This window comes from Pseudomonas sp. H3(2019), assembly GCF_007713465.1.
Classification (GTDB): Bacteria; Pseudomonadota; Gammaproteobacteria; order Pseudomonadales; family Pseudomonadaceae; genus Aquipseudomonas.
In genome coordinates this window covers 195,975-212,059 of record NZ_VMSG01000007.1, presented here as the reverse complement: position 1 = coordinate 212,059, position 16,085 = coordinate 195,975, and the positions used below count along the sequence as shown (strand labels likewise).

The 16,085-nt window shown below is 57.5% G+C and carries 16 protein-coding genes and 1 pseudogene; 7 read left to right on the top strand and 10 right to left on the bottom strand.

The window, feature by feature from the left end; translation table 11 throughout:
* Positions 1–161 precede the first annotated feature (161 nt).
* Both FPT12_RS09970 and FPT12_RS09965 read left to right on the top strand, forming a co-directional pair.
* On the top strand, positions 162–398 hold the full coding sequence (locus FPT12_RS09970; RefSeq protein ID WP_145016099.1) for a hypothetical protein: 237 nt from the start codon (positions 162–164) through the stop codon (positions 396–398).
* A gap of 152 nt (positions 399–550) precedes the next feature.
* Positions 551–766: a hypothetical protein gene (locus FPT12_RS09965; RefSeq protein WP_145016115.1), complete on the top strand. Its 216-nt coding sequence runs from the start codon at positions 551–553 to the stop codon at positions 764–766.
* A gap of 58 nt (positions 767–824) precedes the next feature.
* Here the strand turns inward: FPT12_RS09965 and FPT12_RS09960 are convergent, their stop codons facing one another.
* Entirely contained in the window at positions 825–2,255 is a 1,431-nt protein-coding gene (locus FPT12_RS09960; protein ID WP_145016098.1) for a GGDEF domain-containing protein, read from the bottom strand.
* Positions 2,256–2,877: 622 nt separating this feature from the next.
* Between FPT12_RS09960 and lpxO the strand changes: the two genes are divergently transcribed.
* Both lpxO and FPT12_RS09950 read left to right on the top strand, forming a co-directional pair.
* Positions 2,878–3,777 (top strand): lipid A hydroxylase LpxO, encoded by a 900-nt coding sequence (gene lpxO / locus FPT12_RS09955; protein WP_145016097.1) that lies wholly within the window; start codon positions 2,878–2,880, stop codon positions 3,775–3,777.
* 172 nt (positions 3,778–3,949) lie between these two features.
* Positions 3,950–4,327 carry a hypothetical protein gene (locus FPT12_RS09950; RefSeq protein ID WP_145016096.1) on the top strand — a complete coding sequence of 126 codons (378 nt, stop codon included), beginning with the start codon at positions 3,950–3,952 and terminating at the stop codon, positions 4,325–4,327.
* Between the two features lie 90 nt (positions 4,328–4,417).
* Here the strand turns inward: FPT12_RS09950 and rimI are convergent, their stop codons facing one another.
* Positions 4,418–5,515, bottom strand: a complete 1,098-nt coding sequence (gene rimI, locus FPT12_RS09945; protein ID WP_145016095.1) for a ribosomal protein S18-alanine N-acetyltransferase — start codon at positions 5,513–5,515, stop codon at positions 4,418–4,420.
* Between the two features lie 92 nt (positions 5,516–5,607).
* On the opposite strand from rimI, the gene FPT12_RS09940 reads away from it, so the two are divergent.
* Positions 5,608–7,194 (top strand): RimK family protein, encoded by a 1,587-nt coding sequence (locus FPT12_RS09940; protein ID WP_145016094.1) that lies wholly within the window; start codon positions 5,608–5,610, stop codon positions 7,192–7,194.
* A gap of 271 nt (positions 7,195–7,465) precedes the next feature.
* Positions 7,466–8,461: pseudogene (gene ilvA / locus FPT12_RS09935) on the top strand (threonine ammonia-lyase, biosynthetic); the annotation flags it as partial.
* Between the two features lie 95 nt (positions 8,462–8,556).
* On the opposite strand, the gene eco reads toward ilvA, so the two are convergent.
* Positions 8,557–9,036 (bottom strand): serine protease inhibitor ecotin, encoded by a 480-nt coding sequence (eco, locus tag FPT12_RS09930; RefSeq protein ID WP_145016092.1) that lies wholly within the window; start codon positions 9,034–9,036, stop codon positions 8,557–8,559.
* A gap of 318 nt (positions 9,037–9,354) precedes the next feature.
* Between eco and FPT12_RS09925 the strand changes: the two genes are divergently transcribed.
* A complete protein-coding gene (locus FPT12_RS09925; protein ID WP_145016091.1) occupies positions 9,355–9,627 on the top strand; it encodes a DUF1652 domain-containing protein in 273 nt (90 codons plus the stop codon).
* Here the strand turns inward: FPT12_RS09925 and FPT12_RS09920 are convergent.
* The 7 genes from FPT12_RS09920 to FPT12_RS09890 form a co-directional block, all read right to left on the bottom strand.
* Positions 9,624–10,022 (bottom strand): hypothetical protein, encoded by a 399-nt coding sequence (locus tag FPT12_RS09920; protein ID WP_145016090.1) that lies wholly within the window; start codon positions 10,020–10,022, stop codon positions 9,624–9,626. The genes FPT12_RS09925 and FPT12_RS09920 overlap by 4 nt on opposite strands.
* A 96-nt stretch (positions 10,023–10,118) precedes the next feature.
* Positions 10,119–10,382, bottom strand: coding sequence for a DUF2790 domain-containing protein (locus tag FPT12_RS09915; RefSeq protein ID WP_145016089.1), 264 nt, complete (start codon positions 10,380–10,382; stop codon positions 10,119–10,121).
* Positions 10,383–10,592: 210 nt separating this feature from the next.
* On the bottom strand, positions 10,593–11,126 hold the full coding sequence (locus FPT12_RS09910; RefSeq protein WP_145016088.1) for a hypothetical protein: 534 nt from the start codon (positions 11,124–11,126) through the stop codon (positions 10,593–10,595).
* Positions 11,127–11,207: 81 nt separating this feature from the next.
* Positions 11,208–11,885, bottom strand: a complete 678-nt coding sequence (locus FPT12_RS09905) for a hypothetical protein (protein ID WP_145016087.1) — start codon at positions 11,883–11,885, stop codon at positions 11,208–11,210.
* 226 nt (positions 11,886–12,111) lie between these two features.
* A complete protein-coding gene (locus FPT12_RS09900) occupies positions 12,112–13,056 on the bottom strand; it encodes a carbohydrate kinase (protein WP_145016086.1) in 945 nt (314 codons plus the stop codon).
* 13 nt (positions 13,057–13,069) lie between these two features.
* Positions 13,070–14,563, bottom strand: a complete 1,494-nt coding sequence (gene xylB / locus FPT12_RS09895) for a xylulokinase (RefSeq protein WP_145016085.1) — start codon at positions 14,561–14,563, stop codon at positions 13,070–13,072.
* Between the two features lie 44 nt (positions 14,564–14,607).
* Positions 14,608–16,083, bottom strand: a complete 1,476-nt coding sequence (locus FPT12_RS09890; RefSeq protein ID WP_145016084.1) for a mannitol dehydrogenase family protein — start codon at positions 16,081–16,083, stop codon at positions 14,608–14,610.
* Positions 16,084–16,085: the final 2 nt, after the last annotated feature.

Below are 16,085 nucleotides of genomic sequence, written 5' to 3'. Positions count from 1 at the left end.
ATGAGCATTCCGAGCCTGTTTTTAACGCAGCCTGGTCGACGCGCAGGCAGTTTTCGTACAGAGCCTAGAGCACATGGCCCTGATTCGCGATCTGTTATGTCTAGGTTCGCATGATCCTTCCCGCCTTGACATCATCAGCCAGTGCTGCAAGCCGATTCGCAATGAATTTAGTCACCGAAAGTCCACATCCCGTCGATTACGTTCATCCGAATGGCAGGAAAGCAACGATCGACTTCATTTGGGGGGAGCCGGGTAGTGCGACGCGGCGAGTCATTATCGTCTGGCTCAATGAATGTGGACGCTACACGAGGATTGGCGAAGAGTTTGGCACCTGGACTGCATTTGACGACGCACGAAAGTGCGGTATTGATCTTGCCGCCAAGTTGCTTGGGCGCTAACCCGATCCTTATGGGGTGCTACGATACGGCCACCTCAGATGTGCTCATGGGTTATCTCCAGTCAGGTGCCATCTTTCCAAAGCTAAGCGACTGAAATTAAAAAGAAACATTGCTGTTGTAGAGTGCAGGCCTGATTCATGAGGGCTAATGAAGTGAACCGATCAGCACGAAACCTGCGTAAAGCACTGGACGCAGCAGCTGCCAATAACGAGGCCGCAGCAGTTGATGTCATGCGGGCGATTGATCAGCTTGGTGACGAATTGCTGCGCCAGCGGCTGCTGGGTGTCGTCCATCGCCTGAATCAGGATGCAAGCGAGTTACGGCAAGCCAGAGATAATGTCTCTGGTGCGCTGATAAAGCTGGCCTGACTCCGCTCCTGGCTGGATGTGGTGTAGCGGAAAAGGTCAGGCGCAAGCTCGATGATGGTCAGGGCAGAGGTTGGAGGCTGGTCTTGATGGCCGTGACCACACAATTACGGCCTTGGTGTTTAGCGTGATACAGGCGTTGATCGGCTACCTGCAAAATTGTCTCGATGGTGTTGCCGTCGCGGCCAGATTGCGATATGCCGATGCTCACTGTGAGTACGTTTAACCGCTGAAAACCGCTATTAAAAGCAGTGTTTGCAACGCTGGTTCGCAGACGCTCAGCGATTTGATGCGCGCCGTCAAGTGACGTCTGAGGCAGCAGTATCATGAATTCTTCCCCACCCACTCGGGCTACGCCGTCATACGGCCGGATCGAATCGAGGCATTTCTGCACAAACTCCTTCAGGATGTCATCGCCAACCTGATGCCCGAAGCGATCGTTGATGGACTTGAAATTGTCCAGATCAAGTGCCAACACGGAGAACGGTGCACCGCCGCGGTTGGTTCGGCCAATTTCGGCGTCGACCCGCTCCATGAACCGACGGCGATTATCAGCGCCTGTCAGTGGGTCGGTCGCCGCAAGGTGTCCGAGTTCTCGATTGGTGCGCTGGAGTTCCTGCAGAGCGTTCTCGGTGTACTCCATTGCCTCGGCAAGACGCACCATCAGTTCCTCTTGGCTATAAATTGTCGAGAAAGACCGCGTGGTGAGGAACGCCTGAACGACCCCATAGCTCAGCAGGAAGAACCCAGCGGCGAAGATCGCATGGGCGAGCCACCACATGTGGTTCCAGGGACGCGCAAGGATGAATGCAACAGATGACAACGCGAACGCCGTGACCGAGATGACAAAAATCACCATCAGTTGCGAACGGATACGGCGCAGCAGGAGCATTGTCACGTTCAATATGGAAAAAACCAGGGCGCCGCCTTCCAGCGAGAGGCGCACCGCAAGTTCGCCAGCAATTGACGAGTTCGCGACGTACGCTACTACCAGGTCAACCAGCAGGAACAGTCCTATCCAGGTTAACCATGGACGGGGCTTCATTCGTTGGTCCGCAGCATCAGGTGGGCGGTGGTACGACAGCATTCCGACTAACAGCAGTATCGACATGACCAGTCGAGAGGCTGGTCCATAAAGCAGGAAGAGCCAGATATTGTGGTGTGCGAGCCCGGTGAACGCACCGTGCAATGCATAGATCAGTACAAAACCGAGAAAACCAAGCGTCATCCATCGCAGCAGCGGCTCTCCCGATGACTGATAGCAGCGCCACGTCACGTAAGTCACAAACAAGCCTTCCAGGGTGGCTGCCGCGATCGCAATGATATGGAACGCGTGGTTCTCGAATAGCAGGGTGGGGTCCTGAAAGAAGTACAAGTAGCTGATCAGGTAGGCTGGAATAAACGCAAATCCTGCGAGCAGCAGGCAGGCATAGACCTTGATGATGAGACGGATGGCTTCAGGTGGCTCGCCGGTGGCGGTGATATTGCTCATGGTTCCCTCCAATGTTGAATCTACGTTGCCGACATCGGATCGGTATTGGCTCTGAAGCCGTATACACGCCGTGTTGGATCTAGATTTAGAGCGCGAAATAAACCGGACTCCGGTCTCCCATGGCTTTGGCTCCTGTGGCGATTTATAGCCTAGTCGAGTAATGACAGAGCTGCAGAAGGAGTGGTCCGGGTTTGGCATCGAATTCTTTTGTGGAGGTTGCAGCGCAGCAATAGGACATCTTGAGGCAGCAGGAAGGGCTTTCGTTCGGTCGGCAGGACGCCGGGGGAGAGATTATGCGTAGCCGGTGCGGTTCAGCCGGCGCATGATTTGAGCCAGCAGGCATACGTCTATTGAGACGATCGTCGGCAGCTTTCCATGGTGTCCTGTGTTCAGTTGGGCTGAACAGGCGCGTTTCTGGCACAACGCCTGCACCGTTTTTCACAAATGTAAGTTAACCCTTGATTACAAAGTATGACTAAAATACGCCCCAGTGGCCATGAGCTAGCTTTCTGCTCAGGCTTTCGTGCTTGACCGATTCATTTGATAGTTGGATCTCGGACGCTGCGTTCAAGTCAGGCTTGTGGCGCGCGGCATGTACTCTTCTGAACTGTGACGAATTCCCGTGAAACTCATCATTGTCTCCCTCTACGTTTTATCCATTGCGTATGTGCATCTACGTGGTCGCATCCGGCACAAACTGAGTCGCCAGTTGAGTGACCATTCGACCTTTCTGGCGCCGATCAACTGCTTCCTGTACCTGTTTTCGAAAATCCCCAACAAGCCTTACCTCGACCCGGCCGACTTCCCGGACCTGAGCCCCTTGCAGGCCAATTGGCAGGAAATCCGCGCCGAAGGCCAAAATCTGCTCAGGGCAGGGGAGATCAAGCGCTCGGACCAATACGACGATGTGGGCTTCAACTCGTTCTTCAAAACCGGCTGGAAGCGCTTCTATCTGAAATGGTACGGCGACAGCCACCCGTCGGCCACCAAGCTCTGCCCGCGTACCACGGAGCTGGTGCAAAGCATCGGCTCGATCAAGGCGGCGATGTTCGCCGAATTGCCACCGGGCTCGAAACTGGTCCGTCACCGTGACCCGTATGCCGGCTCGTACCGTTACCACCTGGGTCTGGAAACGCCTAACGATGAAGGTTGCTACATCGACGTCGACGGCGAGCGCTATCACTGGCGTGATGGCGAGGCGGTGATGTTCGACGAGACTTACATTCACTACGCCGAGAACACCACCCAGCAGAACCGCATCATCCTGTTCTGCGACATCGAGCGCCCGTTGAAGTACCGCTGGGCCACAGCGTTCAATCGCTGGTTCAGCCGCAACGTGATGTCCGCTGCTGGCGCGCCAAACGATGCTGGCGATAAAACCGGTGGCTTGAACCGGTTTTTCGGCAAAATCTACAAAGTCCGTCTGCGCGGTAAAGAACTGAAAAAGCGCAACCGGACGCGTTACTACCTGGAAAAGTGGGCGATTTTCGGCGGCTTGCTGGCCATTATTGTTTTGATCTGAGCACGATCCACGCGTCAGCAGCTTTTGCTGGCGCGCGGTGAGGTTTTCCGGCCGGTCTGCGCTGCGCTCAATCGGTGTTACTTCTGCGCTGGAGTATTGTCTTCACAGGGGCGAATCCTGCGCGTAGCGTGTTATCGAAGACCCTATCTGCATGTACTGGAGGAACTCCACCATGAACAGGTTTGTGCTCGGTACCAGCGCCTTGGCGTTGAGTGGCTTGCTTGGCACTCTGACCCAGGCCGGCGCAGACATCGGCATGCTGGCTGCCACGGTGGAGTATCCGGTACTGCTGGCCCAGAATCTCCCTGACAACTCCGATAACCCCTACAACAACCCGATTCGCCGGGCCAATCCCAACAGTATGCAGGGCACCCAACCTAGCGCGCCGGTCATTCGCGGGCCGAACACCGTACCTGTTCCCCGTCCACCGACCCTCGAAAACGGCGGGATCGGCAATGGCTATCCGCGCAACGGCACTGCGCCGGGTACGGTCAAACCGTATATCCCGCCCAGCACACCACCCCGAGATCCTGACACCAGCAGTTATTGAGTGGCATTGATGGCATTGGCAGGCGCTGCCGTGCGGTGTTCTGTTTGCCTGCGAGTGTGGCGGAACTTTCAACACCCAAACAGCGTGCGATCACCCTCGGCCATACACCACCACCGCCGCCCGCAGCTTGCCGCGACCAAAACCGCACATTTTGTCAAACTCGCCATGGCTGACCGGCAAGTGTTGGCAATCCATCGGCTGGCGGTGCTGGCTGTGGTCGACGTCCGGATCGTGCAGGTAAACAAACTCTTCGTCGCAATCGGTAACGATCACCCAGTGCGGTGCCTTCGAACGGGTCAGGCGGTAGCTGCTGATCAACACCAGTGGCTGCCCGCCATCGGCCAGCAACCGAGGCAGGTCCAGCAAGCCTCCCGGCACTTGCTCGATATCGCTGTGCTCTAGTTGGGTCTGGAACTCATCGTGCACCAGGCGCATGACGTCTTTTTTATGCTCATCGCGTACACCGTTGAGAAACAGTGCCCCGCTCATGCTGACCTGCAAGCGCACCCGGAAACCCCGCCGCCAGGCTGCCAGCGCCAGCCCCTGAGGGCTACAGCCGCCGTGGCCGGAGGTCATGAACACGGTGGTCGCCTCACGCCAGAGTTGTACTTCTTCACGGCGCTCCATGATACGAGTCGGTTGCAATGCACTCATGGCCATCAACAGGCACGCAGGGCCACAGGTGAAATCGGTGGTTTGCGCATAGTAGGGCACGCTGATGCTGCGGCCATCGCGGTGTTCGAGGATGCGCTTTTCCAGGCGTAAGGCATCCGCGTGATCCTCGTAGTAGTCGTGAATCAGTGCAAAACGCCGGTAGCCGTTGCGCTCGTACAACGCAATCGCTGCTGGGTTGTCGGTACGCACTTCCAGGCGCAGATAGGCGCAATCGTGCTCCAGCGCGCAGGCCTCGATTGTTTCCAGTAGCTGTTTACCTAGGCCAGTGCCGCGGGCCTGAACTGCAATGGCAATCGAGTACAGCCGTGCCAGCGAGGTGCCTCGGTGAAACAGCACCAAGGCGTAACCGAGCAGTTGGTCCGCGTGTTCGGCGACGATCAACTGCCCGTGGGCACGATTGATCATCCATTGAAAACTACGGCTGTTGAGCCGATCAGTGGTGAAACATTGCTGTTCAAGTTCCAGGAGTGCTGCCAGGTCATCCAGTACTGCAAGGCGAAAGACAAGATTCATATGACCGCCGTAAAAGTTGCGTAACGAAACGGGACTTTCGAAAAAGTTCGTGCTTAATAAGAAGTGTCATGTTCTCCAACGGATCAATCACTATGTCAGCGCTACAAGGTCATTGGCGTGAAGTATCGGAGCAAAGATTGCCGACAGCAATAACCCAGGCTACTTATTTATCAGAGGCTTCGAGAACTTCCAGTCAGCTGATTATTATTGTCGAGCGCAAGGAAGACTGGGCGTCTTACTTCCCCAGTGAAGACATCGTCAGTGCCCAGGAATACCTCGAGCAAACCCGTGGCAGCGAGCAGGGCAAACGGGTACAGGTGATCAACCTGTGCCGCAGCTACAAGTATCTGGGGCACGGTTATTACTGCTCATTACTGGCCGAAGCCCGGGGGCACAAGGTGATTCCTTCGGTGCGAACCATCAGTGAACTGACACGCAAATCCCTGTATGGTCTGTCCCTGGATGACCTGGATAAAGCCTTGGACAAAGCGCTGAATAATCACCTTTACAGTGATACTGAAGGGTTTACCCTGACACTGTATTTCGGCAAGACCAATATCGAGCCGTTGCAGGATTTAGCGCGTCAATTGTTTGAAGTGTTCCCGTGTCCAATATTGCTGGTGGAGTTTCGCCGACGTAACGGCTGGCACATCGAAGGCGTTAAGTCTGGCGCGTTACATAAGTTGCGAGAAGATCAGGAGGATCACTTCGCCAACGCTCTGGACAACTTCAGTCGCAAGATCTGGCGCGTGCCGCGTTCACGCCGGCTGGCCCGTTATGACCTGGCAATCCTCCACGATCCGCAGGAAGCGCTGCCGCCATCCAATGCCAGGGCGTTGGAGAATTTCGTTCGGGTGGGCAAGGGCCTGGGCATCGATGTCGAGTTGATCGAGCGCAAGGACTACGCGCGTATCGCCGAATACGACGGGTTGCTGATCCGCGAGACCACCAGCGTCGATAACCATACCTACCGATTTGCGAAAAAGGCCGAAAGTGAAGGCTTGGTGGTGATGGACGACCCGGCATCAATTCTGCGCTGTACCAACAAGGTCTACCTGACCGACTTGCTCAACAGTCATCAACTGGGCATGCCGGCCACGGAAATTCTCTACAAGGAGCGACCGGAAGATTTTGAGCGGGTGGGCGAGCGACTGGGTTTTCCATTGGTGCTGAAAATTCCTGACGGCTGCTTCTCGCGAGGGGTGATCAAGGTCGAAAGTCAGCAAGCCTTGCTCGAAGCCACCGCCGAACTGTTCGAGCACTCGGTATTGCTACTGGCTCAGGAGTTCTTCTACACCGAGTACGATTGGCGCATAGGCGTGCTCAACCGCAAACCGATTTTCGCTTGCCAGTACTTCATGTCCAAAGGGCATTGGCAGATTTACAACCACAAAGCCAAGGGCCAGGACATCAACGGCGAATGCCGTACCCTGGCGGTTCATGAGGCGCCCAAGGCGGTGGTGGACCTTGCAGTGAAAACCGCCAACCTCATCGGCGACGGTCTGTATGGCGTCGACCTCAAGCAGTCCGGCGACAAAGTGGTGGTGATCGAGGTCAACGACAACCCGAACATCGACGCCGGTATCGAAGATGCTTACTTGCAGGACGATCTGTATTCACTGGTGCTCGAGGAGTTCGTCCGCAGGCTCGAACTCAAGCGTCGTGGGCAAGCCTGGTGAGCTATTGCTGAAGACCGGGCCCGTGACGTTGAGGTTTCAGCTTGAGCCCTGTTAGCGATCAACTATCGCATCCGGCAGAAAATAGGCCATTGACTTGCCTTTCACCCGCAGCTAATTTCGAGCCATGACTTCCACCGTATCGCGCCGCCAGCCAAGCATTATTACCGCCATTCCTTATTTGGCGGGCTAGCTGACGACTGCACCCAACCCGCCCTGGAGGCGGGTTTTCATTTTCTGTCTCCGGGGCCGTGAACAAAGCCAGGAGACGTTGATGGACACCAACACCGACAAGCAGGCTCTGCTTGAGCACTACGTGAAAAAAATCCTCTCCGCACCGGTTTATGAACTGGCGGTGCGCACGCCCTTGCAGGCGGCCCCGGCGTTATCCGAGGTGTTGGGCAACCAGATCCTGCTCAAGCGTGAAGACCTGCAGCCGACCTTTTCCTTCAAGATTCGCGGCGCCTACAACAAACTGGCCCAACTGAGCGACGAGCAAAAGGCTCGCGGCGTGGTCACTGCCTCGGCCGGCAATCACGCCCAAGGCGTGGCACTGGCGGCGCGGGAGTTGGGGATCGAGGCGAGTATCGTCATGCCCACGTCAACGCCGGAATTGAAGGTCATTGGCGTGCGTAGCCGTGGCGCGAATGCGCTGTTGCATGGCGAGAGCTTTCCGTTCGCCCTGGAGTACGCATTGAGCCTGGCCCGGCAAACCGGTCGCACCTTTGTTTCACCCTTCGACGATCCGGACGTGATCGCCGGGCAGGGCACGGTGGCCATGGAAATCCTGCGTCAGCATCAAGGCCCGTTGGACGCAATCTTCGTCCCGGTGGGTGGTGGCGGTTTGATCGCCGGCATCGCCGCCTACGTCAAATACCTGCGGCCGGACATCCGCATCGTCGGCGTCGAGTCGGAACACTCCGCGTGCCTTCAAGCGGCAATGTTGGCAGGCGAGCGAGTGGTGCTGCCGAGCGTGGGTACCTTCGCCGATGGCGTAGCAGTCGCACAGATCGGTGCGTATGGCTTTGAGATCTGTCGCCATCACGTCGATGAAGTACTCACGGTCAGCAACGACGAACTGTGCGCGGCGATCAAGAATATCTACGACGATACCCGCTCGATCACTGAGCCATCCGGCGCGCTGGCCGTGGCGGGAATCAAGAAATACGTGGCGCAAACCGGTGTCCGGGGGCAGACCCTGGTGGCGATCGACTCGGGGGCCAATATCAATTTTGATAACTTGCGGCATGTGGCCGAGCGCGCCGCATTGTGCGGCGTCCCGGTGTAAGTCGCTGAAAGGGATTCAGGCGAGCAGCGGACGCAGAAACGTCCGCTCGTAACTGAGGTTACGAACGCTTGCCTGGCTTATTCTTGACGGGCTTTCTCGACCTTGTCCGACGCCGACCAGATCCGGTAGCGCATTTCGACGTCCTTTGGCACGTAGACCACAATCGGCAGCTTGCTGTTGTAACGCAGCCGGAAACCATCGCCGACGACCGGCACGAAGTCCTGTTTGCTCTTGCCATCCGGGCACGCCATCAAAGTGCTCATCGGGCCGATGACTTTCTCCAGTCGATAGAACGGATAACCCCAGCCTTCGAGGTTTTTCTCCTCTAACGCGCCACCCAGACGCTGGTGATTGCAATCGACAGTCAGGGTTTTGCCAGCGAGGATTTCGACCTGGTAGTTGTCTTCACGGGTTTGCGGCGCCAAGTGAATCACCTGGCGGGTAAAGCCGCTTTCAGCCTTGGGATAGGGGGCAACGTCTTCGAGTTTCGCAGCGCTGGCCAGAGTGGACAGACCGGACAGCAGCACCGCCGACGCGGTGAGAATAGATGAGCGCATGATGCCTCCTTGCTCTTGGTTGAGTCAGTGACCGCGAGCATTCTCACTGTGCTGGCCGCTCAATGCAAACCACGACGGCGAAGCTGGCAACGTGCGGGATGATTAGTGGCAATCATGCGTTTTGCATGAGGCCACTCGGCAGTTCGTCGCAAATCGCTGATTTACCGACGGCCCGTCGTGCGAATTCCCGGGCATGCTTTATGCTTCATTCCAGTGCATGAAAAACACGCTAGGAAAAACCGCGAGATAAGGATGAGCAAGACTGACGGCGGTTAACCCGACGATTGATCGATGGTCCTACAAAAAGGGAGGGTTGTAATGTTTCTTTCTGCCTTGGAACTTCGCAATATCATTGAACACAGCTTTTTGCCTAAACGTTGCCAATGCACCTTGTCACCGGACCTGTCGATGACCGTCAAGGTCTACGACAACCACCAGACGGACCAACTGGATCTGGTGGTGACCGGCATCGACGCGAACGCTCTTAACGGCTGTCGTGAAATCAACGATCTGATCGCTGAATTGCGCCACGACCTGGAGGATCACACCCCCGGCAGCCATGTGCTCGCGTCAAAGGTCCGTGCGCATTAATCCACGGTTTCTGCGAACTCGGCGGATACACGCTGGGTCTGGAGAAATGCCAGGCCCAGCGCAATCTCCACTGTCACTGCCAGCAAGATGCCTGGGCCGGCGTGGCCACTGAGCCATTCACCGACACCCAGTGTGGCCAGCCCGAAAACCCCCACCACGAGACCGCCGCTCAGCGCGCTACGCGAAACGGATGGCGGCGCGTTGCGAGCCTGATAAAACATCACGCCCAGCGCCACAAACAACATCGCACTGCGTCTGGCCACCAACCCTGTCGCGTCCGAGTACCCGATACTCCAGATCGACAGCATCACCTCGGGTATAAACCCCCAGACCAGCGCCAGCGTAAAACTCAGACCTGCGGTAAACATCGACAGTGTGCGAAACGACAACTGCATGGCGAATCCTTGCGGCAGTAAGGGGGAGGCCAAAGCATAACCTTTGGCCTAGCTCTCGCCCATCGCTAAATGCCTGCCGCTGCGCAGCGACATGACTCAGTTCTGATAGTTACAGGCATCCGACAGCTTGAGGTAGCTGATGTCCTCCTGTTTACCCACGTTGTCGATGAACTTCATCTCCGCCGTCACCACCTTGCAGTCTTGTGTTGTGGGCTCGGTCATCGAAACCACTTTCTTGACGTGCAGCGACATTCCGTAGTGATACGGCACAGGCTGGGAAGGTGCGGAGTCGGCCAGCGCCAGCCCGGTAAACCCGGTGCAGGCGAGGGCAGAGGCCACCAGAAAAATACGCATGTTCATGAGAAATCTCCGGTGCAGACGTGAAGTCAGCGCGACACCTGACGATGTCGGCCCTGCCGCGCAGGGCGTCAGAAGATTCTGCGCGAACGCGGTCCAGTTAATTTTAGACCGCAGGATTAACCGGGGGTTAAGCTCAGTGGGTGTTTGGGGATGGGGGAGTGGTTTTTGGTCTCTATCACCCACGGTGGCGGGGCTTGAGGGCGCGGCCAACTATCTCAAACGCCAAACCTTGAATCTGCGTTTGCCTGGAAGAGCATCAACGCCTTCGGCCTCTTCCGGCTGCCCCTTTCCATTCACAAAGTCGTAGATCAGAAACTTTGCTGCGACTTCATACCCACTGTTTGGAATGACGAGTCGCAGCTGTTCGCGTCCGACGTAGAGCCAGCGAGGAAGCGCTTTTTCAGAAAAATCAATCCGTTCGGTAGCGTGGCTTATTGGACTCTTTCGTAAGAAGACGCCCTTGGAGTATGGGGTTCCGTAGTTGAGTGCGAATATCAAGCCGGAAGCAACACACTTGGCCATGACCATCTGCCCGACAAAATCAGAGTTCGGCATATCGGAAAATGCACTCTGGATGTTCCCGTCGACTTTCAAAAACAGCTTCTGACCTTCCAAAGTCGATGTGGCCAGCAGCGATGCATGGGTTCCATCGGAGAATGGACAGTTGAGGATCGTCTTGATGGGTTCCGCGTAAGCAGGGCCACCCACCAGCAGAGCTATCGTATACAGCCAAATTTTTCTCATTTGACCATGTTCCATAATATCTGCGCTGAGGCGGGTTAAAGGGAGAGGGACACAAAAAGGGTCACGCTGGTCAGAAGAGGCTCAGGGCGCGACGCATGACTCCTTGGCCGAGGCGGGCACTCGGCTCAAAAACAGCTCCAAACCTTGCTGATACGAATCCGCGTCCATCACATCGCTATGCCTGGGGATGTGATAGGCCTTGTCCTCACGATCCAGTTTGGCGCAGGCAACGAAGTAGAAGTCGGGCGTTACCTTGAGACGCACAATCTGCCCCCAGGCCAGCCTGCTTTTGGCGCCTTTGCCCCTGGTATTGATCAGGGTGAAGCCCAGGTCGTCGAATTGCAGGCGATAAGCACCTTCAGTTGCCTTGAGGGGAATGCGCAGTTTCATTTCGATGAGATGCTGATTCGCGCTGCGAAAAGGCGCGCGCGGCTTGGCACGGTTATCGGCGATACGTTCGCGCAAATGGCTGAGCAGGCGACCGGAGTAGACCCACCAGAACACCAAGAAGATCACCCCGAACAGCGCCATGGAGATGAACTTCTGAGTACTGAATTCGCGCACGGGGAAATAGATTGCCAGCATGCCGCCAACCAGGCCCAGGAGAAACAGTAGCGGGGCGAGCAGGCGGTCCTGAAAGCGTACGACATAGCCCAGCAGTCGGGCCTGCTGTTGATCATGCTTGAGCATCTCGCGCTCCAGCAGTTTGCCGATCCTGATCTTGGTATGCTCGGGGGTAATGCTGAATTGCAATTCCATGACGTTGAATCCGAAGTCCGTTTCCTGATGAGGGCAGGAGTTTACGTGTTTACGCTGCTCCTGGCATACGTAACCAGTTGGACAGAATCTCAGTGTTGTAACAGTGAGAGTGGTGGTGTGAGGTAGACCGTTTTCGCGGGCAAGCCTTGCTCCTACGGGTGATCAATGTCGTCAAGTAACACATGACCTGCAGGAGCAAAGCTTGCTCGCGATGGGGCCCTCACATTCAGCGCATTTCCAACTGATGCCGATACGGCAAATCCGGCCCGGTCTTGCTGCACGTCAGGGCCGCTGCGCTGATGGCGAACCTGAGCATTGCGTCGATCTGTTCGTGGCTCAAACGCTGCAAGCCGTCGACTGAATCGAGCTGTTGCTCGGTCAGCCAGGTGATCAATGCGGCCTGGAAGGTGTCGCCGGCACCAACGGTGTCGGCAATGACCACCTTGCTTGCCGGCGCGGACCAACTGCCGTGGCGACGGCTGAACACCGTCGCTCCCTGGCCGCCACGGGTCAGGAACACCAATTGGCAGCGATGTTCGAGCCAGCCGTCGATCACACTCTGCGGCTCGCGACCCGGATACAGCAGGCTCAAGTCTTCGTCGCTGACCTTGATCAGGTCGGCGTATTTCATCAACTCGGCAATTCGCGAACGCCACAATTCGATGTCCGGCTCGGGATTGAGCCGTACATTCGGATCGAGGCTGATCATGCGTTTGCCGCTTTCCCGACGTACCAGCGCCAGCAGCGTGTCGGCAATCGGTTGCACCACCAGCGAGAACGAGCCGATGTGCAGACCGCGCACCTCATCACTTAACTCTGGCAGATGGGCGAGCGTGAGCTGGCGATCAGCGCAACCTTCACCGCGAAAGCTGTAACGCGGCGAGCCGTTGGCACCGACCGCGACCATCGCCAGGGTGGTCGGTGCGTCGAAGTCCAGCAAATAATCCGCACGTACCCCTTCATCCGCCAGCACTTGCTGCAAGCGACGGCCGAGGTAGTCGGTGGACAGCCCGGCGAACAGTGCCGAGTCCACGCCCAATCGGCGCAAGCCGACCGCCACGTTGAATGGTGATCCGCCAGCAATTGCCTTGTAATTCACTGTTGAGGCCTGACCGCTGGCCGCATTTTCGCTGAAAAAATCGAACAGTGCTTCGCCACACACCAGATACATAGTTGTTCACTCTTTAAAAGGTTGCGACCTGTTGGCGATAGCGCTCATAGGCCTGTTGGTAGGCCGCTACATTCGCCGCGACGGGTTGGGTTTCGCTGCCGGGATCGAGGCTGACACAGCGCTCGCACAACGCCAACAGACTTTGCTGGGTGCCGACTGCCGATTTGCACCACGCCGCCTGAATCGCCGCACCGAGTGCTGCGGCCTCGCTGTGTTCGGTGCAAACCACCGGGGTGTTCATGATGTCCGCGACTATCTGCCGCCATACCGGACTTTTTGAGCCGCCACCGGTGAGGCGAATGCTGCGGCTCTGCAATCCGCTGTGGCGCAGCAGGTCCAGGCCATAACGCAAACCGAAGGTGGTGCCTTCGACCACCGCGCGGCAGAGGTTGGCCTGGGTCAGGTTGGTCATGTTCAGCCCCAGCAGGCTGCCGGTAGCATGGGGCCGGGCGGGGACGCGCTCGCCGTTGAGGAACGGCAGCATGCTCACGCCTTCGGCGCCAATCGGGGCCTGTTCGACTCGCGCATTGAACTGCTCGATGTCCAGCTCGAACAACTCACGCACTGCGCTGGTCGCGTTGGTCAGGTTCATTGTGCAAATCAACGGCAGCCAGCCGCCACTGGAGGAACAGAACGTTGCGACTGCCGCGTCCGGGCTGACGTTGGGCTGCTCGGCGTAGGCATACACGGTGCCCGAAGAGCCCAGGCTCATGGTGATTGCACCCGGCTGGATATTGCCGGTGCCGAGGGCGCCCATCATGTTGTCGCCGCCACCACTGGCGACCAGCGCCGTTGGGTTGATGCCCAACCGTTCGGCGATGTTCGGCAAAATCGTGCCGACCGCTTGATGCGCCTCCAACAATTCGGGCAGCGCCGCTTGCAAGCGGCCACTGGGGTCGATGTCGCCCAGTAGCTCTACGTCCCATTGGCGGCTTCGTACATTGAAGTAGCCGGTACCCGAAGCATCGCCGAACTCGCTGCAGCAGCGCCCGGTCAGCCAAAAGTTGAGGTAGTCGTGGGGCAACAGAATGTGAGCGATGCGGGCGAGAATTTGCGGATGCTGCTCTTGGGTCCACAACAGTTTGGACACGGTATAGCCCGGTGCGATGGCCACGCCGAGACGTTCCAGCGAACCGCTTTCGCCGCCCAGATGCGCCAGCAACCGATCGTTTTCCGCAGTGGTTTCAGTGTCGCACCAGAGCTTGGCCGGGCGCAGGACCTGACCTTGTTCATCGAGCAGGACCAGCCCATGTTGCTGGCCTGAGACGCCAATGCCGAGAATTTCCTGGCCGCTGACGTTGGCGGCGAGCAGGGCTTGGCGAGTGGCGAGAGTTAACGCCTCAAGCCATTGGGCCGGGTCTTGTTCACGACGGCCATTGGCGCCGCTGATCAGGCTGTGGGCGGCAGCGCCCTGACCGAGGACTTTGCCGCTGCACGAATCGAGGATCAGCGCTTTGGTGCTCTGGGTGCCACAGTCGATACCGAGGAACAGGTTCCTGATACTCATGAAAACTCCGATGCAGATCGTTCCCACGCAGAGCGTGGGAACGATCATTGTGTGAGTATTTTTTCCAGCGTCCGCGTCACGCCGTGCTCACGCAAGCTGTTGCAACACCATTCGAACGCTGCAACAAACTCCGCAGAATGAGGGATCGCTGTGCCAAAGATCTCTTCGACTTCCAACATCCGCTGAGTGATCAACGCATCATCGGCCACCAGCGCCTGACAGAACTCTGCCCGTGGGTCGGGAATCGGGTAGGTTTCGCCATTCTCATCCACGCCCTTCAAATAGATCGCCCACGCTGCCACCACCAACGCCGCACGCCGGGTCTCGCGGCCATCGGCAATCAAGCGGTTGATGGTCGGTACGGTGAATTTCGGAAACTTCGACGAGCCGTCAGAGCAAACCCGCGCCAGTTGATCGGCAATCGCCTGATTGGAGAAGCGCTCTACCAGAGTGTTCTTGTACTGCGTCAGGTCGATACCCGGCACCGGCGCCAATTGCGGCGTTACGTCGAGGTCCATGTAGGCACGCATGTAACGCACGAACAGCGGATCATTCATGGTTTCGTGGACGAAGCGATAGCCCTTGAGGAAACCCAGATAGGTCAGGGCCAGGTGACTGCCGTTGAGCAGTTTGATTTTCATCTCTTCATAAGGCGTGACGTCGTCGGTGAACTGCACGCCGACTTTTTCCCAGGCTGGACGACCGTTGACGAAGTTGTCTTCCAGCACCCATTGCACGAAAGGTTCGCAGACCACTGGCCATAGATCGTCGATGCCGTGTTCGTCGTGCAGGTGCAAGCGGTGAGCCGAGCTGGTCATCGGGGTAATGCGGTCGACCATGGCGTTGGGGAAACTGACGTTTGCAGCGATCCAGTCCCGCAAGTCGGCATCGCGCAGGGCGGCGAAGGCCAGCAGTGCCTTGCGGGTGACCGCGCCGTTGTGCGGCAGGTTATCGCAGGACATCAAGGTGAACGCTGGAGTGCCGGCGGCGCGGCGTTTGGCCAGCGCCGCGCAAAGGAAACCGAACACGGTTTTCGGAGTGTTCGGATGAGCCAGGTCATGCTGGATCTGTGGCAGCTGGGCCATGAACTCGCCGCTGCTGTCGTCGATGCAATAGCCACCCTCGGTGATGGTCAGCGAGACGATGCGAATGTCCGGGCTGGCGAGTTTGTCGATCAGCGCCTGGGCACCGTCTTCGGCCAGCAGCATGTCGCTGATGGCACCGATGACCCGTACTTCGGTGTCGTCGGTATCGCCTAGCTCAAGCAGGGTGAACAGGTAGTCCTGGCCGGCCAGATCGTCTCGGGCGCGGCGATCTTCGGCACGCAGGCCGACGCCGCAGATGCTCCAGTCCAGACCTTCTCCAGTGTTCATCAAGGCATCGGTGTAATAGGCCTGATGGGCGCGATGGAAACCGCCGACGCCGATGTGTGCGATACCTTGGCGAGTCGCACTCAGGGCGTAGGCGGGTAGAGCCACTTCAGCTGCCAGGCGGGTAAGGTTGGGCTTGTTCAGTTTCATGT

Bases quoted from the DNA above. Each gene is read 5' to 3' on its own strand.
- eco (WP_145016092.1), bottom strand. From the start codon at position 9,036: ATGCGCTCATCTATTCTCACCGCGTCGGCGGTGCTGCTGTCCGGTCTG.
- FPT12_RS09970 (WP_145016099.1), top strand. From the start codon at position 162: ATGAATTTAGTCACCGAAAGTCCACATCCCGTCGATTACGTTCATCCG.
- FPT12_RS09905 (WP_145016087.1), bottom strand. From the start codon at position 11,885: ATGGAATTGCAATTCAGCATTACCCCCGAGCATACCAAGATCAGGATC.
- FPT12_RS09900 (WP_145016086.1), bottom strand. From the start codon at position 13,056: ATGTATCTGGTGTGTGGCGAAGCACTGTTCGATTTTTTCAGCGAAAAT.
- FPT12_RS09920 (WP_145016090.1), bottom strand. From the start codon at position 10,022: ATGCAGTTGTCGTTTCGCACACTGTCGATGTTTACCGCAGGTCTGAGT.
- FPT12_RS09915 (WP_145016089.1), bottom strand. From the start codon at position 10,382: ATGAACATGCGTATTTTTCTGGTGGCCTCTGCCCTCGCCTGCACCGGG.
- FPT12_RS09940 (WP_145016094.1), top strand. From the start codon at position 5,608: ATGTCAGCGCTACAAGGTCATTGGCGTGAAGTATCGGAGCAAAGATTG.
- FPT12_RS09925 (WP_145016091.1), top strand. From the start codon at position 9,355: ATGTTTCTTTCTGCCTTGGAACTTCGCAATATCATTGAACACAGCTTT.
- FPT12_RS09910 (WP_145016088.1), bottom strand. From the start codon at position 11,126: ATGAGAAAAATTTGGCTGTATACGATAGCTCTGCTGGTGGGTGGCCCT.
- FPT12_RS09960 (WP_145016098.1), bottom strand. From the start codon at position 2,255: ATGAGCAATATCACCGCCACCGGCGAGCCACCTGAAGCCATCCGTCTC.
- rimI (WP_145016095.1), bottom strand. From the start codon at position 5,515: ATGAATCTTGTCTTTCGCCTTGCAGTACTGGATGACCTGGCAGCACTC.
- xylB (WP_145016085.1), bottom strand. From the start codon at position 14,563: ATGAGTATCAGGAACCTGTTCCTCGGTATCGACTGTGGCACCCAGAGC.
- FPT12_RS09950 (WP_145016096.1), top strand. From the start codon at position 3,950: ATGAACAGGTTTGTGCTCGGTACCAGCGCCTTGGCGTTGAGTGGCTTG.
- FPT12_RS09890 (WP_145016084.1), bottom strand. From the start codon at position 16,083: ATGAAACTGAACAAGCCCAACCTTACCCGCCTGGCAGCTGAAGTGGCT.